Below are 25,943 nucleotides of genomic sequence, written 5' to 3' on the forward strand. Positions count from 1 at the left end.
CCGCCCTGCCCCATGCAAAACGCCGGCATCCGCCGGCGTTGTGTTGACTGCATGAACGAAGCTCAGTCCGCCGTTTCGGCCGGCCAGTCGCGGATGTAGGCTTTCAGCATCTGGTTTTCGAAGCTTTGCGCTTCCAGCACGGCGCGCGCGACGTCGTAGAAGGAGATGACGCCCAGCAAGGTCTTGGCGTTCATGACGGGCAGGTAGCGCGCGTGCTTTTCAAGCATGATGCGGCGCACTTCGTTGACTTCGGTGTCGGGCGTGACGGTGATCGGGTGGTCATCCATGTGCTTGCGCACGGTGCCGCCGCCGATCTGGCCCGCGTTTTCATGCAAGGCGTTGAGCACCTCGCGGAAGGTCAGCATGCCGACCAGGTCGCCAAATTCCATGACCACCAGCGAACCGATGTCTTTTTCAGCCATGGTATTGGCCGCGTCAAGCAGGGGCTGGTCAGGCGTGACCGTGTAGAGGATGTTGCCCTTGACTTGGAGAATTTCAGATACTTTCATATTGGCCGTCCTGTCCGCGTGAGTGGTATTTTAGTTATTCTAAGCCCTTACTGCGACTGTAGCCTATGCCTGCGGAAAAATCCAGCCTTGCGCGTAATCAAATCGAGGGGAAAGACGGGCCTGAAAAACGCGGCGGGCCGATGCGCGGCGCCGCGGGCCAGCACGGCGGTTCATGGGGACAGGCGCCGGGCCGGGACATGGCACCGGCCGCGCGCGCGACGCGCCGTGGTTTTGCGCCGGCGTTTTCAGCCGCGGCGGCGGAACCAGCCGGCGATCGACAAGCGCTGGCGCGCCGTCGGCAGCACCTCGTGCAGCAGTTCGGCCGACAAAAACATGGCCATGCGCCCCGCTTCGGGCGCGATATCCACGCTGGGGCCGCCATCGGGGTGCAGCCGCAATGCGCCGCCGTGCTCGGGCAGCCAGTCATCGTTGAGGTACAGCACGACGGAGACGGTGCGCTTGTCGTCGTCACGAAAACGGTCCAGATGGGCCCGGTAAAAGGCGCCCGGCCCGTACAGGGCGAAATGGCTTTCGTATTCGTCCAGGCCCAGGAACAGCTCCCTGTTCAGCGTCTGGCGCAGTGTTTCCATGTGCGCCAGGTAGCGGTCGCAGGCGCTGGAGCGCCCCGTTTCCAGCCACTCGATATGGTCGCCGCGGATCTCCGGCTGCAGCAGCGGCGCATGGCCGCTGCCCACGCCGGCGCCCTTCATGTTGCCATTTAGCATGGATTGCACGCATTCGGCCGCCAACTGGCGGCTCAGTTCGGGAGGAATGAAATGGTCCTGCATGACCCAGCCTGCGTGGCACAGGCCGTCGACGACAGATGGTCCGGGAACGGCAAGGGCGCCGTCGAACGATATTGCGGGCATAAAATCTTTCCTGGTGGACATGCGATGAGAGTTCGCCTGAAGCCCAGGATTTCGCTGGCACGTGGCCGTTTATACTGCGGCGCGGCGCACGCGCACAGGTAAAACAGCCCGAATATCGCTGATCCGATATCCTACCACCGCCGCGCCGCGCCGGTCACTTTTTTTACACTTCAGGTTACACGCCCTGCCCGCGGGCACGGCGCCATGCGCCCCGCACGGCAGCCCTTTTGCTCAACTGCAAATCAGGTTACGATCTTGCCACTATAAAACTTGGCGGAGACACCATGAGCGGCCCGAAATATCCCGGCTTTGACACCCTATCCCTGCATGCGGGCGCCGCGCCCGACCCGGCCACGGGCGCGCGCGCCACGCCCATCCACTTCACGTCCTCGTTCGCCTTCAAGAGTTCGGACCATGCGGCCTCGCTGTTCAACATGGAGCGGGCCGGCCACGTGTACTCGCGCATCTCGAATCCCACCAACGCCGTGCTGGAAGAGCGCATCGCCGCCCTCGAAGGAGGCGTGGCCGGCATCGCCACGGCCAGCGGCCAGGCCGCCATGCACCTGGGCCTGTGCACCATCGCCGGCGCCGGATCGCACATCGTCGCCTCACGCGCCCTGTACGGCGGCTCGCACAACCTGCTCGCCTACACATTAAAACGCTTCGGCATCGCCACCACCTTCGTCGACCCGCGCGACCCGGACGCCTGGCGCGCAGCCATCCGCCCGAATACGAAAATGCTGTTCGCGGAAACCCTGGGCAATCCCGGCCTCGACGTGCTGGACATCCCCCGGATTGCCGCCCTGGCCCACGAGCACCACCTGCCGCTGATGCTCGATTCGACCTTTACCACGCCGTATCTGCTGCGCCCCTTCGAGCACGGCGCTGACCTGGTGTTCCACTCGGCCACCAAGTTTTTATGCGGCCACGGCACGGCCATCGGCGGCCTGCTCGTCGACGGCGGCACTTTTGATTGGCAGGCGGCCTACGACAGGACGGGCCGCTTTGCCGAACTGTGCGAACCGTATCAGGGTTTTCACGGCATGGTCTTCGCCGAGGAATCGACGGTGGCGCCGTTCGCCCTGCGCGCGCGGCGCGAAGGCTTGCGCGATTTCGGCGCCGTCATGAGCCCGCACAATGCCTTCGCCGTCCTGCAGGGCATCGAAACCCTGGGCCTGCGCATGGACCGGCACGTGTCCAACACGCGCAAAATCATCGACTTCCTGCTCGCCAATCCGGCCGTGGAATCCGTGTCCTATCCCGAGCTGCCGTCGCATCCCGACTACGCGCTGGCGAAGACCCTGCTGCCGAAAGGCGCGGGGGCCGTCTTCACCTTCAACCTGCGCGGCGACCGCGCGGCAGGCCAGCGCTTCGTCGACAGCCTGAAGATCTTTTCGCACCTGGCCAACGTGGGCGACGCCAAGTCGCTCGTCATCCACCCCGCCTCCACCACGCATTTCCGCGTGCCCAACGAACAGCTGGAGCAGGCGGGCATCACGCAGGGCACCATGCGCCTGTCCGTGGGGCTGGAAAACGCGGACGATTTGATCGAAGACCTGGCCCGTGGCCTGAAACTGTCGCAGAAAGGCGCCTGACATGCAGTTCACCATCGATAACACCACGGCTTACTGCTACACGGGTGGCAAGCCATTCAAGCCGGAACAGCCGACGGCCGTCTTCATCCACGGCGCGCAGAACGACCATTCCGTGTGGGCCTTGCAGACGCGCTATTTCGCCCACCACGGCTGGAACGTGCTGGCCGTCGACTTGCCGGGCCATGGCCGCAGCGGCGGCGCGGCGAAAACCAGGGTCGAGGAACTGGCGCGCTGGATCCTCGCCGTGCTGGACGGGGCCGGCGCGGCCAGGGCCATGCTCATCGGCCACAGCATGGGCTCACTGATCGCGCTGGAAGCGGCGTACCTGGCGCCGGATCGCGTCAGCCACCTGGCCATGCTCGGTTCCATCTACCCGATGAAAGTCTCGCCGGCGCTGCTGGAGACGTCGCTCAACGATGAACAGGCGGCCATCGACATGGTCAATATCTGGTCGCACTCGTCGATCGCGCAAAAGCCGTCGTTTCCCGGCCCAGGCTTCTATGCCATGGGCGGCGCGCGGCGCCTGAAACAGCGCATCGCCGCCCTCAACCCCGATCACGTGTTTCACACGGATTTTTATGCCTGCAATGCCTATGCGAACGGCGAAATCGCCGCCGCTTCGGTACACTGCCCCACTTTATTCATTGTCGGCGCGCGCGACATGATGACGCCGCCCAAATCGACCCGGCTGCTGACGTCTGCCATCGCGCATGGCACCGTGGTACAGGTCGACAGCGGGCACGAATTGATGGCCGAGCAGCCGGACGCCGTGCTGGACGCGCTGTTTGCGTTCGCACAAGGCACGCCGGCATGACGGCCTGCCGCGCGCGTGTTGTTGAGGATTCTAGGATAGACGCACCATGTTGTTGAATACCCTGTTTGACGAATTGACTGGCCGCGGCAGCGGCACGGAGGCGGCGCGACGCGAGCGCTACGACTGGCTGGAGCAATTGCGCTGCGCCAACCCGCAGGCGGCCGAGGGCGGCCCCATGGCCGGCATCCCCGGCCACCACTGGTACCGGCTGCCGCAGGCGCTGGGCGTCGCCGGACAAGAGTCCGACCTGCTGGTCGGCACCCTGAGCGCCCAGTACCTCGTGTTCACCGGCCGCCACGCGGCCGCCTTTGCGGCCGAACTGGGCCTGCAGTACGACGCCAACAACCGCATCGACCGTCCCGGCGGCCTCGATGAACTGCTGGACGCCTATGCGGAACAAGCCGACGGCGGCTGGGCCACCCTGCCGGATGCAGCACCGGCGCCGCCGCTGGCGGGCTGGGACGAGGTGTATTTCCGCGTGCGCGACCTGAGCGACGGCAAGGCCATCCAGAGCGTCACCACCATCGCCTACGAAAGCAGCCGCTTCCCCGGCTACACGCTGCTGGGCACGACCCTGGTGGGTGCCGGCGCCATCGCCCACGACGACGACACGGCCGCCTATCTGCGCCAGGTGTTTGCCGACTGGGCCATCCAGCGCGATTGCGCCAGCGCCTGTCCGCCCGCGCCGTCGCCCGCGGCCTGGCCCCATGCGCCGCGCCAGGCGCCGCCCGCCGCCTTTGATTTTGCGCAGAACCTGCGCTACCTCGATACCCTGCTGGCCGCCTATGCGCGCGCGCAGGCGCAGGCGGAAAGCGACGGCGGCGACGCCGCCTACTGGGCGTGCGCGGCCGCCAGCACGGCTTACCAGGTCTTTTCGCTGCGCTACACGGCGGGCTTGCCCCTGCCGGAAGTGGCAACGGCGCTGGAAGCGGCCGTCGCCGCCTGCGAGTCGGCGCGCGCTGCCCTGGCCGACGCCTACGGTGACGATGCCTTGCCCGCCTTTGATTTCGAACAATTGACGGATTACGCGCGCTCCCTGCAGCTGCTGGGAGCCACCCTGCTGTTCGGCCGCCACGACCTGACCATGCGCCTGGCCGCCCTGCAGACGGCCTTCGACGGCGAGGATGGCGTGTACGAGGCGCTGCTGGCCGCCGTCGATCCGCAGCGTCCCGCCGTCGAGGAATGGTATTTCGCCGCACCCTACACGGCCCTGTACGACTGCCTGCACGCGGACGATCCCGCGCAGCAGCTGGCGCACCTGCGGCGCTACCTGGCCAACTGGCACGCGGCGCTGGTGCAGGAAGACTGGTTCAACGGCCATCTGCGCACGCGGGGCCTGGGCGGCTACTACGGCCTGTGGGCCTTCGAGGCGGCCGCCGTGGCGCAACGCCTGGGCTTGAAACGCAGCGAGCTGGCGCACTGGGTCATGCCGCCATCGCCCTGAATACCCCGTTCACTTTCAGATAAATATCAATGATCACTACCGCAGCCCTGTTCAGCACAGCCGTCCTGCCCGGCCAGGCCGATTTCGACACCGAGGCCATCACGGGCCTGGCCGAATGGCGGCTGGACACGCCCATGCTGTTCAAGCTGCTCATCGGCGCCGGCACGCAAACCGTCGCCTGGCCCGTCTACGGCGATGGCGAGGACGCCCCCTGCGTGCTGGCCGCGCCGCTGGCGCAGGCGCAGGCCAGCTGGCAAGCGCTATCGGCCCTGATGGCGCCGCCGCGCGACGCGGCCGCCATCGTCGCGCGCGGCGCCATCGGCGCCCTGCTGGCCGGCGCCCAGGCCCGGCTGGTGCTCGACTGCGTGCAGCTGATCCCGCACGACATCGGCACGCCGGACTACGCTGCCGCCCTCGACGCCCTGCGCGCCGAAGGACAGGCGCTGCATGCGGCCCTGCTGCGCGGCGACCAGGCAGCGCTGGCGCCCCTGCTGTCACTGGCGGGCGCGGCGCCAGCCAGCGGCTACTGGTCGGCCACGGCCAGCGCGCAGCTGGCCGACGTGGAGGAGCTCGATGCGGAAGATTTGCCATTCCTGCAAGGCCTGGACGTGCGCGCCTGGGTGGAAGACGCCCTGTGCTATGAGGTCGGCAAGGCCGGCCAGCCCGAGGTCCTGGGCCTCGTCACGCCGTACGGCCGCTGGATCGTGCCGCTGTCGCAGAACGTGGTAGCGCTGGACTGCGGCGACGCGGGCGATGGCTGGCTCACCTTTGCCACCGCCGCACAGCCCGACGCGCACGGCGTACTGGACTTGAACGGCTGCGTGGCGCTGCCGTCCTCGCCGGGCGCCCTGTACGTGATCAGCCCCCATTTGGTGCAGAAAATCGCGCCGGACGGCGCCAGCGGCCTGCTGCGCCTGCCCGATGGCGCCATGCTGATGGACGGCGTGGACAACATCTGCCAGCGCGACGATGGCTTGATCGACGTCGAACGCCAGACGGGCGATGACGACGAGCGCAACGTGCACGGCGTGATCGACAAGACGGGCAAGCTCGTGCTGCCGGCCGTCTACAGCTCCGTGCAGGATTTCGGCACGAAAAAGAAGATCGCCATCGTCAGCCAGCGCATCGGCGGCCGCTTCCTGTTCGGCCTGGTCAATAGCCAGGGCGAGGTGCTGGCGCCGTGCCAGTACGAAGCCATCGATTGCGCCACCACGTCGTCGCCGCCCAAACTGCGCAAGAACCTGATCTTCGCCATCGATGCGCAAGGCCTGGCCTGCATGCTGACCCTGAATGGCAAACCGGCCTTCACGCCCCTGTACCCGCCCGCCCACCATTTGCGCGGCGTGGCCGTGCAGAGCGACTTTTTATATGTCGTCAAGGACGGCATGGCCTGGAGCATGGATTTCACGGGCCAGTTGCTGGAACAGTTCGACACGGTGGAGCACTTCAAGGCGGCCATCACGGCCCAGCTGAGCGCATCGCTCGGCCTGACGCAAAAGAAAGCGCCGCCGCAGCGCAGCTTTACGCCCGCGCAAATCCTGGCCAAGGCCGAGCGCGGGCAGCTGCGCGCCATGGCCGCCCTGCTCTTGCCGGGCGATGCGGCACTGGCGCAGCGCTGCGTGGACATCACTTTGGAGGAACTGGCCGAGGACGACCCGCAAGAGGAATACGACGGCGACACCCCCGAGGCAGCGTGTTTTTTCCTGCTCTGGTCGACGGCCGCCGATGCGCTGGGCCATGGCACCACGCTGGACTGGAAGTCGGTGGAGCAGATCGCCCGCATCGGCCAGCTGATCGACTTGCCCGCGCTGCAGGATTTTGCCTGGGCGGACAGGCAGGATGGCGACGCCATGGCCGAAGGCCTGACCGCCATCGCCCGCCACCTGGCGCCGCATCGGCTGCGCCTCGTCAACCTGCACGGCGGCGAAGACACGTATTACCTGGGCGTGGTGCGCGCGCACGATGCGGCGGCGTTCAGCAAGGTGGCGCTGCAGGCAGCCTTGCGGCCCGTGGTGTATTGAGCGCCTATCCCAGCAGATGTTTACATCCCCTGCTGGCGCCCCTCAGAAGCGGGGACTGCGTTGCGCGTCGCCGCGTGACCGCGTGGCGTGCCTCGCATCCTCCTCACGCCTTGTCCGCGCTCCGGATGAACTGCCAGCAGAAGACGCTCCCTGCCGGGATAGGCTCTCAGGCTTGCTAAGGGCTGCTCAATTGCATTTGACGACCCCGAAATGCTGCGCCAGGCTCATGCCCAGGCCCTGCTCCACGGCGTTTTCCACCTGCGCCGCCAGCGCGGCCGCTTCCTCGGCCGCCATGATGTCGCGCTCGTTGGTGGAACCGGCCGGGTAGCCGGAATTGACGCGCATGCCGCCGAAGACGAACAGGCGGTAGACATCGGCCAGGCTGATGCGGTTGACGTTGCCCAGCAATACCCAGTGGTCGGAGCTGTCGGCCACGCGCTTGCCCCACTGCACCCGCACGGCGCCCTCCACGTTGACCCGTCCCACCCAGCCCTGCTGCACCATCTTGTCGAGCAGGGTTTCCATCTCTTCGAAGCCCAGGCGCGTGCTGCGGCGGATCTCGGCCGCGCCCACCAGGGCCGAATCGGCGCAGTGGCAAGCCCGGTGCAGCACTTTCAGGATGGCGACGGCGTCGACGAATTCGCTGCCCGGCGCCGCCTCGTACCACCAGCGCTCGTATTTCACGACGGGCAAGGCGGCCACCAGCAAGGCGCCCACCAGGGTGATCATCCAGCTCAGGTATATCCACACGAGAAACAGCGGCAGCGCGGCCAGCGCGCCGTAGATGCGCGAATAGGTGGGGAATTCCTGGATGAATTCACCGAAACCCCGCTTGGCCACCTCGAACGCCAGCGCCGCCAGCAGGCCGCCCCAGGCCGCGTCGCGCCAGTCCACGTCGCGGTTCGGCACGGCGATGTACAGCAGGGTGAACGCCAGCATGGTCAGGCCGATCGATACCAGGGTATAGAACACGGTGCCCAGGAAAGGCACGGCGCCCACCACGCCGCTGGTGGCCATGAAGAGGCGCGACGTCACCGTCAGCGACACGCCCACCAGCAGCGGACCCAGGGTGACGATGGCCCAGTAAACGAGCAGGCGCTTGGTCCAGCGGCGCTCCTGGCGCACGCGCCAGATGCGGTTGAAGACGCGCTCGATCAAGCCCATCATGCCCACCGAGGTGACGATCAGGGCGCCCGCGCCGATGGCCGACAAGCGCGTGGCCTTCGAGGCGAATGTCGTCAGGTAGTCGAGGATGGTGTTCGATATCCCCTTGGGCATCACGCTTTGCACGAAATAGTCTTCCAGCGCGTGGCGGAAGGTGTTAAACAGGGGAAACGTCGTGAAGATGGCCAGCGCCAGGGTGAGCAGCGGCACCAGCGCGAACACGGTGGCGAAGGTGAGGCTGCCGGCCACCTGCGGCAGGCTTTCCTCGCGCACGCGGCGGCGCGCGAACTGCAGCAGGTCGCGCGTTTCAGACCACGTCAGGCCGCGCACGGTATCGAGGCCCAGGCCCAGGACCCGCCACAGGTATTGAAAGAACGGGAAGATATAGTTTGAAAACATGTGCAAAATCAGAACGGCGCCATGACAGCAGTCGTATCAGGCTGTAAAGCGCCCTATAATACCAACGATGAAGCCAACCAATCTGATTATTCTTGTATTGTTTTATTCACGCCATGGCGCCACGCGCCAGCTGGCCGAACTGATAGCCCAGGGAGTGGAAAGCGTGCCAGGCTGCGATGCCCGCCTGCGTACCGTGCCCGCCGTCTCCACGGTGGCCGAGGCCACGGCGCCGGACGTGCCGCTGGACGGCGCGCCCTACGTGGAACTGGACGACTTGCAGGAATGCGCGGGCCTGGCCCTGGGTTCGCCCACGCGCTTCGGCAACATGGCCGCCGCCATGAAGTACTTCTGGGACGGCACGGCCAGCGACTGGCTGGCCGGCAGCCTGTCCGGCAAGCCCGCCTGCGTATTCACCTCCACGGGCAGCCTGCACGGCGGCCAGGAATCGACCCTGCTGTCGATGATGATCCCCCTCTTCCATCACGGCATGCTGGTCATGGGCCTGCCCTACACGCATCCGGAACTGATGACGACGTCCACGGGCGGCTCGCCCTACGGCGCCACGCACTGGTCGGGCATAGGCGGCGACAAGGCCTTGAGCGACGATGAAAAACGCTTGGCCATCGCCCTGGGCAAGCGCCTGGCGGAAAACGCCGCGAAACTGGCAGGCGCATGATGCACGGCGCGCTGCACAAATACCTGCACTGGGGCGCGATTGCCAGCCTGGCCGCGCTGATCGTCTGGTGCGTGCTGTGGGAAATGCTCGTCGCCCCCCTGCAGCCGGGCGGCTCCTGGGTCGTGCTGAAGGCCGCGCCCTTGCTCATCCCCCTGTATGGCGTGATCAAGCGCGACGTCTACACGCTGCAATGGTCATCCATGGTGATCCTGCTGTATTTTACCGAGGGCGTGGTGCGCGGCTACAGCGACACGAATCGCGTCTCGGCCATGATGGCCTGGGGCGAGGCAGCCATCGTCTGCCTGTATTTCATCTGCGCCGTGCTGTATCTGCGCCCATATAAAAAAGCGGCCAAGCGCATGGCCAAAGAGCTGCTGGACAAAGTGAACAAGGTGAGCATCAAGAAATGAATGAACAGTCCATGAGCGAACAAGCCGATTTCCTCGCCGCCGCCCGCGCCCTGCTGGGCGATGCCTACGTCCTCACCCTGGACGCCGACATGGCGCCCTTCCTCACCGACTGGCGCGACCGGTTCACGGGCAAGGCCCTGGCCGTGCTGCGCCCCGCCACGGTGGAACAGGTGGCGGCCATCCTGCGCGCCTGCGCGCAATGGCGCATTCCCGTCGTGCCGCAAGGCGGCAACACGGGCCTGGTGCTGGGCAGCATCCCGGACGCCGCCGGCACGGCCATCGTGCTGTCGCTGGCGCGCCTGAACGCCATCCGCGCGCTCGATCCCGTCAACCGCACCATCACCGTGGACGCGGGCTGCATCCTGCAAACCATCCAGGAAGCGGCGGCCGCCGCCGGCTGTTTGTTCCCCCTGTCGCTGGCGGCCGAAGGAAGCTGCACCATCGGGGGGAATCTGGCGACGAATGCGGGCGGCACGGCCGTGCTGCGCTACGGGAACACGCGCGAACTGTGCCTGGGCCTGGAAGTGGTCACGCCGCAAGGCGAGATCTGGAGCGGCTTGCGCGGTTTGCGCAAGGACAATACCGGCTACGACTTGCGCGACCTGTACATCGGCGCCGAGGGCACCCTGGGCGTGATCACTGGCGCGGTGATGAAACTGTATCCGCAGCCCAAGGCCTGCATCACGGCGCTGGCCGCCATGCCTACGCCCGCCCACGCCCTGCGCCTGCTCTCGTTGATGCAGGACCATTGCGGCGCCAGCCTGACGGGCTTTGAATTGATGTCGCGGTATTGTCTGCAACTGGTGGCGGAGCAGTTCCCGCAACTGCCGCGGCCTTTCGCCGACGCGCACGGGCAGTACGTGTTGCTGGAACTGTCCAGCAGCCAGTCCGAGGCGCACGCCGTGGAATTGCTGGAAGCGAGCATCGGCGCGGCCCTGGAAGACGGATTGATCGACGACGCCGTCGTCGCCAGTTCCGTCGCGCAGTCCGAAGGCCTGTGGCAGCTGCGCGAGCACATTCCGCTGGCGCAGGCGCAGGCGGGCAAGAACATCAAGCACGATATCTCGCTGCCCATTTCCCGCATCGCCGATTTCATCGGCATCACGGATGCGGCGTTGGAAGCGGCTTTCCCCGGCTGCCAGCTCGTGTGCTTCGGCCATCTGGGCGACGGCAACCTGCACTACAACGTGGCGCCGCCGCCCGGCATGACGGACCGCGACTTCCTGTCCAACCAGGACGCCATCAACCGCATCGTGCACGACCAGGTCCACGCCTTTGGCGGCTCGATCTCGGCCGAACACGGCATCGGCGCCCTGAAGAAGGACGACCTGGCGCGCTACAAGTCGCCGCTGGAACTGCAGCTGATGCGCGCCGTGAAGCAGGCGCTGGACCCGCAGAACATCATGAATCCGGGAAAAATCCTGTGAAAACGCCATTCTTCCTGTTCGTCCTCTGCACGGGCCTGGCCGGCCATGCCGGCGCGCAGGACGTCTACAAATGCGTGCAGGATGGCCACACCAGCTATAGCGCCACGCCCTGCGCGGGCGGGCAGCTGCAGATCCTGGAAGTGCCCTCGCCGCCGCCTGCCGTCGACAAGGGCGCGGCCACGCGCCAGGAGCGGGTCGCCAGCCAGCTGGAAGCGGCGCGCAAGAAGCATGAGCAACTGGAAGACCAGGCGCGCGCCCGGGCCTCGAAACAGGCCGAAATCCATGACAAGCATTGCGCACAGCTACGCCTGGAGCAGAAATGGGCGGCGCAGGACGCCGTTGGCGCGGGCGACAAGAACCGCGACGCGGCCCAGCTGAAGGCCCGCCGCGCCGGCGAACGCCTGGCCGTCGAATGCGCCAATTGAGTGCGCCGGCAGCATACCCTGCGGGTACGCGGTTGCTGTCACGCTGGCTGCTGCTGGGCGAATGGCGCGCGCATCCCGTGCGCGCCTTCGTCGCCATCCTCGCCATCGCCGTGGGCGTGTCGCTGGGCTTTGCCATCCACCTGATCAACGCGGCCGCCTTCAATGAATTTTCCACGGCCGTCAAAAGCCTGTCCGGCCAGGCCGACGTGCAGGTGGCCGGACGCGAAGCGCTGTTCGATGAAGCTATCTACCCGTGGCTGGCGCAGCGCGACGGCGTGGCCGTGGCCTCGCCCGTGCTGGAACTGCAGGCCGGAGTGGCCGGCAGCACCGGCAAGGATGGCGGGGCGCTGCACATCCTGGCGCTCGACGTCTTCCGCGCCGGCTTCATCTCGCCCGACCTGATCGGCGCACCGGCCGAAGGCCAGCCTTTCGACACCCTGGCCGACGACGCCATCTTTTTATCGCCGGCCGCCTTGCGCTGGCTCAAGGTGGCACAGGGCGACACGCTTGCCCTGCAGTCGGGCACCGGCAGCGTGACGCTGCGCGTGGCCGGTTCGCTGCAGCGGGCGCGCGCCGGCCAGCGCATCGCCGTGATGGACATCGGCGCGGCGCAGTGGCGCTTCAACAAGGCCGGCAAGCTGTCGCGCATCGACTTGAAACTGCGCCAGGGCGTCAACCGCGACGCCTTCCAGGCCGATCTCGCGCGCGCGCTGGAGGCGCAGTATCCGGGACGCTTCCGCGTGGGCCAGCCCAATGACGAGAACCAGAACAGCCGCAACAATAACCTCAGCCGCGCCTACCGCGTCAACCTGACGGTGCTGGCCCTCGTGGCCCTGTTCACGGGGGCCTTCCTCGTGTTCTCCACGCAAGCCCTGTCCGTCATCCGCCGCCGCAGCCAGTTCGCGCTGCTGCGCGTGCTGGGCATGGAGCGGGGCACCTTGCTGCGCCAGGTGCTGCTGGAAGGCGCCAGCCTGGGCATCGTCGGCGCGGCGCTGGGCATCGCCGGCGGCTACGCCATGGCCGCCGTGGCCCTGCGCTTCTTCGGCGGCGACCTGGGCGCCGGCTATTTCGCGGGCGTGCAGCCGCAGGTGCAGTTCACGCCCGTCGCCGCCTTCGTCTACTTTGCCTTGGGCCTGGGAGTCGCCTTGCTGGGCTGCGCCGCGCCCGCGCTGGAAGCGGCGCGCGCCGCTCCCGCCATCGCCCTGAAATCGGGCAGCGAGGAAGTCGTGACGACACACCTGGCGAAAACCTGGCCCGCGCTGGCCTGCCTGCTGCTGGCCGGCGCATTGACCCTGCTGCCGCCCGTGTTCGAACTGCCCCTGTTCGGCTACCTGTCCATCGCCCTGCTGCTGATCGGCGCCATCGCCCTGATGCCGCAACTGGCGGCCGCCGTCTTCCGCGCCCTGCAAGGGGCGTGGCTGCGCACGGAGGCGAGCAGCCACGCGCCCGTGCGCAGCCTGACCCTGGCGCGCCTGGCGAACGCCTCGGGCCAGGCCGGCATCGCCCTGGGCGGCGTGCTGTCAAGTTTCAGCCTGATGGTGGCCATGGCCATCATGGTGTCGAGTTTCCGCGTCTCCGTCGACGACTGGCTGCTGCAGATCCTGCCGGCCGACCTGTATGCGCGCACGGTCTCCGGCGCGGGTACCGGGGGCCTGAACCCCCGTGAACAGGATGCCATCCTCGCCCTGCCCGGCGTAGCCAGGGTGGATTTCCAGCGCCTGCGCTCGCTGTCGCTGGCGCCCGACCGCCCCAACGTCATCCTGCTGGCGCGCCCCATCAACCTGGCCGCGCCGGAAAAAAGCATGGTGCTGGTAGGCGATTCCCTGCCCGTGCCGGCAGGCAGCCGGCCTGTGTGGCTGTCCGAGGCGGCCTCCGACCTGTACAGCCGCAAGCCGGGCGAGCGCATCGAGCTGCCGCTGGCGGGCGGCCTGCACCCATTCTTCATCGCCGGCATCTGGCGCGACTATGCGCGCTCGTCCGGCGCCATCCAGATGCCGCTGGCCGACTACCGCGCCCTGACCGGCGACATGGACGTCAGCGACGCGGCCCTGTGGCTGGCAAAGGACGCCACGGGCGAGCAGCTGCAGCAGCGCCTGAAGGCCCTTCCCTTCGGCGCCAGCCTGGAAGTGTCGAACCCCTCGGCCATCCGCGCCCTGAGCCTGCAGATCTTCGACCGCAGCTTCGCCGTCACGTACCTGCTCGAAGCCATCGCCATCGTCATCGGCCTGTTCGGCGTGGCCGCCACCTTCTCGGCGCAGACCCTGGCGCGCGCGCGCGAATTCGGCATGCTGCGCCACGTGGGCGTGACCAAGGGTCAGATCCTGTCCATCCTGGCGCTCGAGGGCGGCGCGCTGACGGCGCTGGGCATCGCCACCGGTTTTATCCTGGGCCTCTTGATCAGCTTTGTGCTGGTCTTCATCGTCAATCCGCAATCGTTCCACTGGACCATGCAGCTGCACCTGCCCTGGCCCCTGATCGCCACCGTGGCCGGCGCCCTGCTGACGGCTGCGGCCCTCACGGCCCTCGTCGCGGGCCGCCAGGCGCTGTCCGCTGGCCCCATCCGCGCCGTCAGGGAGGACTGGTAATGCGCCGTGTTTTCATCTTGTCATTGGCGCTGGCCTTGCCTGCCCTGGCCGCGCCGCCCGCCTTCGCCCCCGTCACACCGCTGCCGGCCGGCCAGACCCTGCGCCTGCCGCACGATTTCGGCGCCCATCCCGCCTATAAAACGGAATGGTGGTACGCCACGGGCTGGGTCAAGACCGCCGCTGGCGAGCAGCTGGGCTACCAGGTCACCTTCTTCCGCAGCGCCACGGCCACGGACGCGGACAACCCCAGCGCCTTTGCGCCGAAACAGCTGATCATCGGCCATGCGGCCCTGTCCGACCCGAAGGTGGGCAAGCTGCTGCACGACGAGAAAAGCGCGCGCGAAGGCTTTGGCCTGGCCTACGCCAGGGTGGGCGACACGGACGTCAAGCTCGACGACTGGCGCATGCGGCGCCAGGCCGACGGCACGTATCTGGTCAGCCTGGCCGCGCGCGATTTCAATTTGCAGCTGACCCTCGCCCCCACCCAGCCCGTGCTGCTGCAAGGCGTTGGCGGCTACTCGCGCAAGGGCGCGCGCCCGGCGCAATCGAGCTATTACTACAGCCTGCCGCAGCTGGCTACCCGCGGCACGATCGCCAGCGCGGGCGGCAAGCCGGAAGCCGTGACGGGCACCACCTGGCTCGATCACGAGTGGTCCAGCCAGGTGCTCGATGCGGATGCCAGCGGCTGGAACTGGATCGGCGCCAACCTCGATGACGGCGGCGCCCTGATGGCCTTCCAGATCCGCAGCAAGACAGGTGCTAAACTATGGGCGCACGCGACATGGCGCGACGCGTCCGGTAAGATGACGCAGTTCGCGCCCGGGGACGTCGATTTCACGCCCACGCAGCTGTGGCGTTCGCCCCGCACGCAAGCCGAATACCCGGTCGCCACGCAGATCCGCACGGGCGCCACGCGCTGGCAGGTCAAGCCCCTGCAGCCGGACCAGGAACTCGATTCGCGCAGATCCACCGGCGCCGTGTACTGGGAAGGCGCCGTGACGGTGGAACGCGACGGCCAGCCGGTCGGCCGCGCCTACCTGGAAATGACGGGCTACGTGCAGCCGATGAAGTTATAAGCAATACAAAATACAGTACCTACCAAGCGAAAAACAATGACAACCAGCACAGAAACAGGCAGCACCAGCAAAACCGCAGTAGCCGCAACGCCTTCCCCCGACACCGGCACCAGCCGCGAACTAAAAAAAGGCAGCCTGGCCGCCTTCAAGGGCTTGATGCCCTTCCTGACGCCGTACCGCAAGCAGTTCTTCCTGGCCGGTATCGCCCTGGTGGTGGCCGCCGCCTCGACCCTGGCCATTCCCGCCGCCTTCAAGCAGATGATCGACCTCGGTTTCGGCGGCGCGGCCGGTTCGAAAAGCATCCAGCACGTCGACCTGGTGTTCCTCGCCCTGTTCGGCGTGGCGTCCATCCTGGCGCTGGCGACGGCAGCGCGCTTTTACACGGTGTCGTGGCTGGGCGAGCGCGTCACGGCCGACATCCGCAGCGCCGTGTACCGCCACGTCGTCACGCAAAGCCCGGAATTCTTTGAAACGACGCAGACGGGCGAAGTCCTGTCGCGCATCACCACCGACACGACCCTGATCCAGGCCGTGGTGGGCACCAGCATCTCCATGGCGCTGCGCAATGTGCTGCTGTTCCTGGGCGGCCTGGTGATGCTGTTCGTCACCAGCGCCAAGCTGGCCGGCATCATCATCGGCCTGCTCATCCTCGTCGTCGTGCCCATCATCGTCTTTGGCCGCAAGGTGCGCAAGCTGTCGCGCGACTCGCAGGACCGCATCGCCGACGCCTCGGCCATGGCCGGCGAAATCCTCAACGCCATGCCCACCGTGCAGGCGTTCACGCACGAGAGAATCGAATCGAAACGCTTTGGCGACTCCGTCGAAGGCGCCTTCATGACGGCCATGCGCCGCATCCGCGCCCGCGCCCTGCTGACCATGATCGCCATCTTGCTGGTCTTCGGCACCATCGTGTTTGTCTTGTGGCTGGGCGCGCGCGCCGTGCTGGAAGGCTCGATGACGGGCGGCGATCTGGGCCAGTTCATCCTGTACGCCTCCATCGTGGCCGGCGCCATCGGCGCCCTGTCCGAAGTCATGGGCGAAGCGCAGCGCGCCGCCGGCGCCACCGAGCGCCTGCTGGAACTGATGGCCGTCAAGTCGGAAATCGCATCGCCCGCCACGCCGCTGCCCCTGCCCGCGCGCGCCGCGAATGGCGCCGCCCTGTCCTTGGACGACGTGGTGTTCTCGTATCCGTCGCGCCCCGATACCGCCGCGCTGGACCACGTCAGCCTCGACATCCGCGCCGGCGAAACGGTGGCCGTCGTCGGCCCGTCCGGCGCCGGCAAGACCACGCTGTTCCAGCTGTTCCTGCGCTTCTACGACCCGCAAAGCGGCAGCATCCGCCTCGACGGCGTGGACATCAAGCAGCTGGACCTGCACACCTTGCGCGACGCCATCGGCATCGTGCCGCAGGATACGGTGATCTTCTCGGCCGACGCCATGGAAAATATCCGCTACGGCCGCGCCGGCGCCAGCGACGAGGAAGTCATCGCGGCAGCGAAGATGGCGGCCGCCCACGAATTCATCGAGCGCCTGCCGAACGGCTACAAATCCTTCCTCGGCGAACGGGGCGTGCGCCTGTCCGGCGGCCAGCGCCAGCGCATCGCCATCGCCCGCGCCCTGCTGAAAAACCCGCCGCTGCTGCTGCTCGACGAAGCGACCAGCGCGCTGGACGCGGAATCGGAACGCCTCGTGCAAAAGGCGCTGGAAGCGGCCATGGTGGGCCGCACCACCGTCATCATCGCCCACCGCCTGGCGACCGTGCAGCGGGCTGACCGCATCATCGTCATGGAAGACGGCAGGATCGTCGAGACGGGCACGCATGCGTCGCTCGTCGCCCTGGGTGGCATCTATGCCAACCTTGCCGCACTGCAATTTCATCACGTACAGATCAACTAAGCAAAAACAGCCATGAACGCCTTATTCCACGCCAACCTGGGCATCACTGACTTCTGGACCTTTTTACTGGGGACCATCTTCATCGTCATCCTGCCCGGCCCCAATTCCATGTACGTGCTGTCGGTGGCCGCCCAGCGCGGCGTGCGGCCCGCCTACCAGGGCGCCTTCGGCATCTTTGCCGGCGATCTGATCCTGATGGTGCTGTCGGCCTGCGGCGTCGCCTCGCTGCTGAAAGCCAGCCCGGCCCTGTTCTACGTGGTGAAATACATCGGCGCGGCCTACCTGGGCTGGATCGGCCTGCAGATGCTGATAGGCTGCTGGCGCAAGCTGCGCGCGCCCGCGCCAGCCGACGGCGAAGCGGCGGCCGTGGCGGCTCCCGCCAAGGAAAGCGATCCGTTCCGCAAGGCCCTGGTCATCAGCCTGATGAACCCGAAAGCCATCCTGTTCTTCATTTCCTTCTTCATCCAGTTCGTCGACCCGGCCTTCACTAACCCCGTGCTGTCCTTCATCGGCCTGGGCCTGATCTGCCAGGTCATCAGCTTTACCTACCTGACGGCCATCATCTTTGTCGGCGCCCGCCTGGCCGAAACCTTCCGCCGCCGTCGCCGCCTGTCGGCCGGCATGGGCGGCGGCGTGGGCGCCATGTTCATCGGCTTCGGCGCGAAACTGGCCACGGCCACCCTGTAAGGAAAAACTGCCTTGACCGCCTTGACCGACACCGAACTGCGCCAGCGCTGCCATACCGTCCTGCCCGGCCACCGCCAGCCGACGCCGGCGGCCACCTTCGCCGCCATGGCCGCCTGGTGCGAGGCCAACGACGTTGCGCACGATACCTATGGCGAAGGCGCGCTGATCGAACGGTTCGAGGACAAGATCGCCAGCCTGCTCGGTTTCGAGGCGGCCGTGTTCTGCATCACGGGCACCATGACACAGGTCACGGCCCTGCGCCTGGCCTGCCAGGACCGGGGCTCGCGCCTGGTGGCGCTGCATCCGACCTCGCACATCCTGCGCCACGAGCGGGGCAACCATGAATTGCTCGACCACTTCAAGGGCTTGATGCTGGGCGACCCGCACCGCCCGTGGACGGTGGACGAGCTGCGCGCCGTGCCCGATGCGCTGGGCGCCGCGCAGGTCGAACTGCCGATGCGCGAAATCGGCGGCCAGTGCCCGTCATGGGATGCCTTGAGCGAGATCAAACGGCATTGCCGCGAGCGCAATATCCATTTGCACATGGATGGCGCGCGCCTGTGGGAAGCGCAAGCGGGTTTCGACCAGCCGCTGCCCGCCATCTGCGACGGTTTTGACTCGGTCTACGTGTCGCTGTACAAGGGCATCGGCGGCCTCGGCGGCGCCATGCTGGCCGGCAGCCGCGCCTTTGTCGAGCGGGCCCGCGAATGGTTCCGCCGCCAGGGCGGCAACATCGTCCATCGCACGCCCTACGTGGTGGCCGCCGCCATGCAGTTCGACGCGCGCCTCGCCGCCATACCACAGTATTTCGCGCGCACGCAATGGCTGTACGCGCTGCTGCGCGATTTTCCATCGATCGCCGTCAACCCCGCCAAGCCGCAGGCCAATATGCTGCATCTGCACCTGCCCGTCTCGCGCGAAAGGGCCATCGCCATCCGCAACCAGCTGGCCGCAGACCACGGCATCTGGCTGTTCGGCCGCGCCAGCCACGCGGCGCTGCCCGGGCACAGCGTGGTGGAATGGTATGTGGGAGATCAGTTGCTGGAGATGGACGACGACACCGTGCGCCTGGCCCTGACCCTGCTGGACCAGGCCATGCGCGCCAGGACATGAGCAACACGGCTCGGCGTAGGTCGGGGTAGCGCGCAGCGCGTAACCCAACGCCACCACCGTCGTGAAAAAAAAAGCGCCCGAAGGCGCTTTTTTCATTTCATGGCGGCCGGGTCGGCCGCCACTACCTGCTTAGAACTTGTAGTTATAAGCAAGACCGATCAACTGCATGCGGGTCTTGAACAGACCCTTGGTGGTTTCGCCGTTGCCTGTGCAGCCAGGCGTCACTGGCGAGCAGTTATTCGTGTAGTTCACGTCAGCATCCTTGAAGTCGATGTAGCTGTACGCCAGGTCCAGCGACGAGTTCGCGTTCAGCTTCCAGTTGGCGCCGATCGAGTACTGCATGCGGTCGCTGTCCGGCAAGGCCGGGTGGCGCAGTTCGGCGCTGCGCACGGGCGCCTGGTCGTGCGCGATACCGGCGCGCAGCAGCAGGTTTTCGCTGTACTTGTAGTTGGTGCCCAGCGACACGCGGTAGGTATCCTTCCAGTTCTGGCGGATGCGTTCCGGGCCTTCGGCCGTCGGCGGGAACTGGATATCCAGGTTTTCCAGGCGCGAGGTGCGGGTCCAGGTGACGTCGCCCATCAAGGCCCACTTGTCATCCATCTGGTGGAAGGCGTTGATCGACACGGTTTCCGGCGTGCGCACTTCCACCAGCGCCTTGGAATTGACCTTGCCCGAGGCGGCGGAAATGAAGCCATTCACGGCGGCGTTGTTCGACACTTGCGAGAAGTCCCAGATCGTGTCGCCTTTCAGCTTGTGCGAAATGGACGAGCGGTAGGAAATACCGAAACGCGTGCCTTCGTTCAGCTGGTACAGGTAGCCCAGGTTGAAGCCGAAGCCCCAGTCATCGCCATCCATCGAGGCATGGCCATCCTTGGCGCCCTGCAGGGCGGCGCCGGCAGCCTGCGCCGCGGCCAGGCCCTGCGTCTTGGCGATATTGGCCAGGAAGGCTTGCGATGCGGCTGGCGCATGCGCGCCCAGGAAGGCCACGGTGCCCGGCACGTCGACGGCCTGGCCCAGTTCGGCCTTCATGTATTCGGCCGTGACGCCAAAGCCGAAGGAATGGTGCTGGTCCAGCTTGAAGGACACGGACGGATTCAGGGCGATGGCTTCGAGCTTGATGTTGGTGATCGCATAGCGGCCGCTCCAGTCGTTGCCGTAATCGAGCTTGGCGCCGTACGGCACGAACAGGCCCATGCCGACGGTCCACTGGTCGTTGACCTTCTTGCTTGCGTACAAGGCTGGCGCAAAGACCGCGTCGGGCGCGTAATCCTTGGTCGTGCCGCCCGGGTTGCGGCCCGTGAACGTCTTCGACCCCGTGTCATCGTAGGTCGAATGGGGCACGACGATGGTGCCGCCGCCGACCAGCTGCGTGCCTTCCAGGCGCGACATGCCGGCCGGATTGTAGAAAATGGTCGAGGCGTCGGCGGCTTCGGCGCTGTTAGCGTCGGCCGTGCCCTGGCCCGATACGCTTTGCGAACCGAAGCGGTAGCCCGAAGCTTGTGCGGTGGAGGAAATGCCGGCAAACGCGGCGACGATCAGGAGGGGCAGATATTTATGTTTCAAGTTGGTCTCTCTTTATTATATGAATTAAAACACCCGGCAAAAAAACCTGCTGCGCGGCGCGGTGTGTCGCCTGCGATGCCCGCCGTGCATGTGCACGGCTGGACTTCCCGGCCACAGCTCTCGTCCGTCCGCGACGGCTATTCCAGGCGTGTTCAGTTTCTTCGGCACACTGTCTCGGGCAGTCCATCTCGCCCGTCCTGCACTTTTCTTGCCGCCGTGAACTCCAATTCACAGACGGCATGAGCGAAGCATATAATATTTTTGAAAAAAAAGCGAACGATCGCTCTTTTTATGAAACGACGTTGTTTTCTGCGCTCTGCACGGTGCTGTAGGGGGGCAGCACGGGGGCGGCAAGCGGTATCAAGAAGCGCTTGCGCATCAGCGCCAGCATGTGCTCCGCCGGCACGGGACGCGAGATGAAATAGCCCTGCACCTCATTGCATTGCAAGGCGCGCAGGATGTCGAGCTGCTCGCGCGTTTCCACCCCTTCGGCCACCACGCTCATGCCCAGCGCATGCGCCATCGACAGGATGGCGCGCACGAAGACCTCGCCCTGCTCCGAGCGGCCCAGTTCCATGGTGAAGGCGCGGTCAATCTTCAAGCCATCCATGGCGAATTTCTGCAGCTGCGACAGCGAGGAGTATCCCGTGCCGAAATCGTCCACCAGCAGGCGCACGCCCAGCGCGCGGATGGCCGACAGCTGCTCCACGGCGCGGTTCTGTTCATCCATCATGGCCGATTCCGTGATCTCCACCTCGATCATGCGCGCGTCGATGCGGTGGCGCGCCAGCGCGGAGGCCAGCACCTGGTGCACGTCGCCGCGCCCGAACTGGCGCGCCGAGACGTTGATGGACACGGGCACGAGCTCCTGCCCGGCCGCCTGCCAGCGCGCCATCTGCTGGCACACTTTTTCGATGACGACCTCGCCCAGCTGCGAAATGAGGCCGCTGCTCTCGGCCACGGGGATGAACTCCAGCGGCGGCACCATGCCGTGCTGCGGATGACGCCAGCGCACCAGCGCTTCCATGCTGCACAGCTGCCCGCTCATGGCGTCCACCCTCGGCTGGTAGACGACGAGGAACTGGTCCTGCTCCAGCGCCGCCACCAGGCTTTGCTCCAGTTCGCGGCGGTTGCGGATGGTTTCGAACAATTCGGGCTGGAAGAAGCGGTGGTGGCCCTTGCCCGCCACTTTCACGGCATACATGGCGATATCGGCGTTTTTCAGCAGCACTTCCGTCTCGGCGCCGTCGCGCGGGTACAGGCTGATGCCGATCGACGCCCCCATCTTATGGCGTTCGCTACCCAGGTAGAAGGGCTCGTCGAAGGCGATGGCGATGCGCTGCGCCACCTGCTCGGCGCGGCTGTCGTCTTCCACCGGGTCGAGCACGACGACGAATTCGTCGCCGCCCAGGCGCACCACGTGGTCGCCCGGGCGCAGCACGGCCTTCAGGCGCAAGGAGGCGGCGCGCAGCACCTTGTCGCCTTCCGCGTGGCCCTGGGTGTCGTTGATATCCTTGAAGCCATCCAGGTCGATGAACAGCAGCGCCAGCATATGCTGCGCGATGGCGGCGCGCGCCAGCGCCCCGGGCAGGAACTGCTGCAGCCAGTAGCGGTTGGGCAAGCCCGTCAAGCCATCCTCGTTGGCCAGGCGGCGCAGGTCGCGCTCGTGCTCCTTGGCCGTGCTGATGTCCTGCAGGGTGACGGCCAGGCGGTCGCCGCTGCGCACGAGGCGCCGGCGTATCCAGCGCAGCTTGAATGGATTGCCATCCGGCAATTCGATCTCTTCCTCGGAAAAGCCCGACTGCATGGCGGCCCGGTAATTATGGATGAGGTCGCGGAAATACGGCTCGTGCGCGCGCGACTGCAGCCGCATGCCCAGCAGCTGCTCGCGCCGCACGCCGAAATAGCCGGCGCCCGGCTCGTTGCAATCGACGATCTCGAAGTCGGCGATGGCGCCATCGTCGCCGCGCAGGGCGGAAATGATGTAAAAGCCGTCGCTCGTGCCTTCGGTGGCCATGCGGTAGGCATTGCGCACGCCTTCGGACTGGTGGTGGCGCCAGCCCAGGCGCAGCGACAGCACGGTGGCAATCACCGTGAAAGCCAGCAGCAGCACGGTCACGCCCAGGGCGATGACGGTATAGATGGTGCGCGTTTCCTCGTAGGGATGCAGCATTTCGCTGTCGGCCAGGCCGACGACGGCCGTGAACGGATAGGCTTTCAGCGCCTGCCAGCCCACGTAGCGATTTTGTTTGTCGGAAAAAGCCACCCGGCCGCCCGATTCCATGGCGCCGCTGTCCGTTTCCAGGAAACTCGTGTCGAGAAACGGCGTGCCCTGGCTACGCTGGCCCCCGTGCACGGGCAGCACGCGCGACCCCAGGCGCGTGCTGAACAGCTCCCCCTCCTCGCCCACCATGGCGGACATGCCCAGCTTGCCAAAGTTGACACTGTCATAAAACTCGGAAAAATAGCTGGAATGGATGGAAATGAGCAGCACGCCGTCAAAATTGCCGTCCTCGTCTTCCAGGCGGCGCGTGAAGTGCACGAGGCTGTCGTCGGCGCCGGGCGCCGCGGCGCCGTTGGCCCCATTCGCCCGCCCCAGCGCGATGCGCAGGGCGCTGGAATTGCTGCGCCAGTGGCGCAGCAGGAAATCGCTGCGCTCGTTCGTGCGCAGCCGCGTCAGGGGCGCCGTGGCCGTCACGGCATGGCCCTTGCGGTCGAGGATGGCGACGATGGCAAATTGCTGCAAGGCATACATGCCCTGCGTCTTCAGTTGGTCCAGGCGCAGGTGGTCGTGCGAGTTTTCCCATTCATACTTGAGCTGCAGGGTCAGCTGGTCCATCTGTTCCAGGGTGCGCAGCAGATACTGGCCATACGCCTTAGCCTGCGAGGCCACGCTGTCGAGCGCCTGCTGCTGGGCCACCTTCTTTTCCGCTTCCAGCTGCAGCAGGGTGGCCGTCCACAGCACGGCGCACAGGGCCAGGCATAGCAGGGGCCAGGCGAGGATCAGGCGCAGGTTTGCCCTGAGAAAATCGGCCTTGCTCATCTCCACCACGGCGGCGTTATTATTATTTACGAATTGTCGCAAGAACATGGTGCAGCATCTGCCATTTCTGTATTTCCTTAGGGACACACAAATTACCACAGAGTCATGATTGCAGGTAAGGCAGCCGCGTAATTATCTATGCGCCCCGCATCCCGCCTGTCGCGCCTGCGTTACAATCACCATCCTTACCGTTGGAGAGTGTTACATGCAGCAATATCAAGATTTGATCAAGACCGTCCTCGACACTGGCAGCTGGCAAGACAACCGCACGGGCATCCGCACCCTGAGCGTACCCGGTGCCATGATGCGTTTCGACTTGGCCAATGGCAATTTCCCTGCCGTGACGACCAAGAAGCTGGCTTTCAAATCCGTGATCGGCGAATTGTGCGCCTTCCTGCGCGCCTCGCGCAATGCGGCCGAGTTCCGCGCCCTGGGCTGCAAGGTGTGGGACCAGAACGCGAATGAAAACGCGCAATGGCTGGCCAATCCCTACCGCGAAGGCGAGGATGACCTCGGTCCCGTGTACGGCGTGCAATGGCGGCAATGGCCCGCGTACAAGCTGCTCGACGCGGCCAAGCCCGCGCAGATCGCCGACGCGCAAGCGAACGGTTTCACGCTGATCGCCCCCATCGTCGAGGACGGCGTGCAGAAAGTGCTGCTGTACAAGGCCGTCGACCAGCTGCGCGAATGCCTCGACACCATCATGAACAATCCCGGCAGCCGCCGCATCCTGTTCCACGGCTGGAACCCGGCCGTGCTGGACGCCGTCGCCCTGCCCGCCTGCCATTTGCTGTACCAGTTCATCCCCAACGCCAGCACGCGCGAAATCTCGCTGTGCCTGTATGTGCGCAGCAACGACATCGGCCTGGGCACGCCCTTCAACATCGCCGAAGGGGCCGCCCTGCTGCACCTGGTGGCGCGCCTGACGGGCTACACGCCGCGCTGGTTCACGTATTTCATCGGCGACGCGCACATCTATGAAAACCACCTCGACATGGTGGAAGAACAGTTGAAACGCACGCCGTTCCCGGCGCCGCGTTTCGTCATTTCCGAGCGCGTGCCCGACTACGCGAAGACGGGCAAGTACGAACCGGAATGGCTGGAAAAGATCGAACCGTCCGACTTCTCGCTGGAAGGCTATGAACACCATGCGCCCATCAAGGCGGCGATGGCCGTCTGATGGCGGTGACGCCCCTGGCCGCCCTGCACCGCAAGCTGTTTGACGAAACGGATGGCAATAAGTTCGCGCGCCTGAAAGACCGGCTGATCAACAAGCATGGAGTGGACGAGCGGCGCGCCGTGCTGGGCATCCTCATCGGCTACGCCAGGGAGGGCCAGCTGCTGCATTGGCGCAACTTCCTCATGACGGACATCATCGCGCTGGCCGAGCCGGGCGAGTGCGGCGACTTCTTTACGGACTGCCTGGCAGTGCCCGACCTCAGCTACTGGGCCGTCGACGGCATGTTCAAGAGCATGGGCAAGGCCGCGTATGGCCCGCTGGTGGCGCTCGCCACCAGGGAAGATGCCGGGCGCAGCGCACGCGCCAAGGCCATCAAGAGCCTGGCCGTCTTCAGCGGCCAGCCCTTCGACCGGGGCTTGATGGTCGATCCCGGCCACTGGAAGGCGGAGCAGCTGCGCGTGGCCGAGGTGCTGGCCTGGCAGGCGGACGGCTGCCCGGATGGCCACGGCTTTGCGCCGCCCGCCACGCATGCCTCGCTGGCAGCGCCGCGCACGCCCCTGGAAAAAGCGGCCGCGCGGCTGGAGCAGAAACTGGCGACCCGCCGTCGGCGCGAACAGGACCTGGCGCAGCCGTCAAACTGGCTGGCCATCGCCAGCACGGCGGACATGACGCAGATCAATGCACGCTGGACCTTGCCAGAGCACTATCAACGCTTCCTCGCCTGCTACTCGCCCCTGCGCGTGCACATCGCGCATGCGGACTATTTTCAGGGCCTGAACCTGTATGGCGCGGCCGAGCTGATCGAGGCGCAGCACGGCTATGCGTGGAATCCTGTCACGCAGGAAAGCATCGGCGGCTGGCCGGAAGGCTACCTGGTGATTGCCGACGCGGGCGCCGATCCGTATTGCCTGGACCTGCACGCCATCGCCGATGGCGACGCGCCCGTCTACACGGCCGCGCATGGCGCCGGCGCCTGGCAGTTCACGCGCCATGCGGACAGTTTTGTCGCCTTCCTCCAGGAGATCGCCACCGCCTGACGCCGCAACG

20 protein-coding genes are annotated in these 25,943 nt (G+C 66.2%); 15 read left to right on the forward strand and 5 right to left on the reverse strand.

Translation table 11 applies throughout. The features are described from left to right. Positions 1-62 precede the first annotated feature (62 nt). Together AC07VL_RS21135 and AC07VL_RS21140 are read right to left on the reverse strand one after the other, a co-directional pair. Complete coding sequence (locus AC07VL_RS21135) at positions 63-509, reverse strand: CBS domain-containing protein (protein ID WP_092709205.1); 447 nt, start codon at positions 507-509, stop codon at positions 63-65. Between the two features lie 245 nt (positions 510-754). Continuing rightward, positions 755-1,378 (reverse strand): 2OG-Fe(II) oxygenase, encoded by a 624-nt coding sequence (locus tag AC07VL_RS21140; RefSeq protein WP_494807576.1) that lies wholly within the window; start codon positions 1,376-1,378, stop codon positions 755-757. A gap of 284 nt (positions 1,379-1,662) precedes the next feature. Here AC07VL_RS21140 and AC07VL_RS21145 point away from each other — a divergent pair, with 284 nt between their 5' ends. From AC07VL_RS21145 to AC07VL_RS21160, 4 genes are read left to right on the forward strand one after another with little or no spacing between them, the layout of a single operon-like run. Then, positions 1,663-2,973, forward strand: a complete 1,311-nt coding sequence (locus AC07VL_RS21145) for an O-acetylhomoserine aminocarboxypropyltransferase (protein WP_494807577.1) — start codon at positions 1,663-1,665, stop codon at positions 2,971-2,973. 1 nt (position 2,974) lies between these two features. Next, positions 2,975-3,787 (forward strand): alpha/beta fold hydrolase, encoded by an 813-nt coding sequence (locus AC07VL_RS21150; RefSeq protein ID WP_494807578.1) that lies wholly within the window; start codon positions 2,975-2,977, stop codon positions 3,785-3,787. 46 nt (positions 3,788-3,833) lie between these two features. Continuing rightward, positions 3,834-5,231, forward strand: a complete 1,398-nt coding sequence (locus AC07VL_RS21155) for a PoNe immunity protein domain-containing protein (RefSeq protein ID WP_494807579.1) — start codon at positions 3,834-3,836, stop codon at positions 5,229-5,231. A 29-nt stretch (positions 5,232-5,260) separates the two neighbouring features. Then, on the forward strand, positions 5,261-7,252 hold the full coding sequence (locus tag AC07VL_RS21160) for a WG repeat-containing protein (protein ID WP_494807580.1): 1,992 nt from the start codon (positions 5,261-5,263) through the stop codon (positions 7,250-7,252). 186 nt (positions 7,253-7,438) lie between these two features. On the opposite strand, the gene AC07VL_RS21165 is transcribed toward AC07VL_RS21160, so the two are convergent. Beyond that, entirely contained in the window at positions 7,439-8,815 is a 1,377-nt protein-coding gene (locus AC07VL_RS21165) for a YihY family inner membrane protein (RefSeq protein WP_494807581.1), read from the reverse strand. A gap of 67 nt (positions 8,816-8,882) precedes the next feature. On the opposite strand from AC07VL_RS21165, the gene wrbA reads away from it, so the two are divergent. The 9 genes from wrbA to AC07VL_RS21210 are packed head-to-tail and all read left to right on the forward strand — an operon-like array spanning position 8,883 to position 19,110. After that, positions 8,883-9,491 carry an NAD(P)H:quinone oxidoreductase gene (gene wrbA / locus AC07VL_RS21170; protein ID WP_494807582.1) on the forward strand — a complete coding sequence of 203 codons (609 nt, stop codon included), beginning with the start codon at positions 8,883-8,885 and terminating at the stop codon, positions 9,489-9,491. After that, positions 9,491-9,901, forward strand: coding sequence for a DUF2069 domain-containing protein (locus AC07VL_RS21175; RefSeq protein ID WP_494807678.1), 411 nt, complete (start codon positions 9,491-9,493; stop codon positions 9,899-9,901). Before wrbA ends, AC07VL_RS21175 begins: the two co-directional genes overlap by 1 nt. 11 nt (positions 9,902-9,912) lie before the next feature. Continuing rightward, positions 9,913-11,328, forward strand: coding sequence for an FAD-binding oxidoreductase (locus AC07VL_RS21180; protein WP_494807583.1), 1,416 nt, complete (start codon positions 9,913-9,915; stop codon positions 11,326-11,328). Continuing rightward, positions 11,325-11,753, forward strand: coding sequence for a DUF4124 domain-containing protein (locus tag AC07VL_RS21185; protein WP_494807584.1), 429 nt, complete (start codon positions 11,325-11,327; stop codon positions 11,751-11,753). Before AC07VL_RS21180 ends, AC07VL_RS21185 begins: the two co-directional genes overlap by 4 nt. Beyond that, complete coding sequence (locus tag AC07VL_RS21190; RefSeq protein ID WP_494807585.1) at positions 11,741-14,338, forward strand: FtsX-like permease family protein; 2,598 nt, start codon at positions 11,741-11,743, stop codon at positions 14,336-14,338. Before AC07VL_RS21185 ends, AC07VL_RS21190 begins: the two co-directional genes overlap by 13 nt. Continuing rightward, positions 14,338-15,414 carry a lipocalin-like domain-containing protein gene (locus tag AC07VL_RS21195; RefSeq protein ID WP_494807586.1) on the forward strand — a complete coding sequence of 359 codons (1,077 nt, stop codon included), beginning with the start codon at positions 14,338-14,340 and terminating at the stop codon, positions 15,412-15,414. Before AC07VL_RS21190 ends, AC07VL_RS21195 begins: the two co-directional genes overlap by 1 nt. Before the next feature lie 36 nt (positions 15,415-15,450). After that, entirely contained in the window at positions 15,451-17,310 is a 1,860-nt protein-coding gene (locus AC07VL_RS21200; RefSeq protein ID WP_494807587.1) for an ABC transporter transmembrane domain-containing protein, read from the forward strand. Between the two features lie 12 nt (positions 17,311-17,322). Then, a complete protein-coding gene (gene leuE / locus AC07VL_RS21205; RefSeq protein ID WP_494807588.1) occupies positions 17,323-17,997 on the forward strand; it encodes a leucine efflux protein LeuE in 675 nt (224 codons plus the stop codon). A 21-nt stretch (positions 17,998-18,018) separates the two neighbouring features. Beyond that, positions 18,019-19,110 carry a threonine aldolase family protein gene (locus tag AC07VL_RS21210; protein WP_494807679.1) on the forward strand — a complete coding sequence of 364 codons (1,092 nt, stop codon included), beginning with the start codon at positions 18,019-18,021 and terminating at the stop codon, positions 19,108-19,110. Between the two features lie 129 nt (positions 19,111-19,239). Here AC07VL_RS21210 and AC07VL_RS21215 read toward each other — a convergent pair whose 3' ends face one another. Together AC07VL_RS21215 and AC07VL_RS21220 are read right to left on the reverse strand one after the other, a co-directional pair. Next, positions 19,240-20,673, reverse strand: coding sequence for an OmpP1/FadL family transporter (locus AC07VL_RS21215; protein ID WP_494807589.1), 1,434 nt, complete (start codon positions 20,671-20,673; stop codon positions 19,240-19,242). 289 nt (positions 20,674-20,962) lie between these two features. Beyond that, positions 20,963-23,764, reverse strand: a complete 2,802-nt coding sequence (locus AC07VL_RS21220; protein ID WP_494807590.1) for a bifunctional diguanylate cyclase/phosphodiesterase — start codon at positions 23,762-23,764, stop codon at positions 20,963-20,965. 157 nt (positions 23,765-23,921) lie between these two features. Between AC07VL_RS21220 and AC07VL_RS21225 the strand changes: the two genes are divergently transcribed. Together AC07VL_RS21225 and AC07VL_RS21230 are read left to right on the forward strand one after the other, a co-directional pair. After that, positions 23,922-24,896, forward strand: a complete 975-nt coding sequence (locus AC07VL_RS21225) for a thymidylate synthase (RefSeq protein WP_494807591.1) — start codon at positions 23,922-23,924, stop codon at positions 24,894-24,896. Beyond that, positions 24,896-25,933: an SMI1/KNR4 family protein gene (locus AC07VL_RS21230; protein ID WP_494807592.1), complete on the forward strand. Its 1,038-nt coding sequence runs from the start codon at positions 24,896-24,898 to the stop codon at positions 25,931-25,933. The genes AC07VL_RS21225 and AC07VL_RS21230 overlap by 1 nt, the downstream gene beginning before the upstream one ends. Positions 25,934-25,943 lie beyond the last annotated feature (10 nt).

The sequence above is a fragment of the Janthinobacterium sp. GW821-FHT03C08 genome (genome assembly GCF_059420905.1).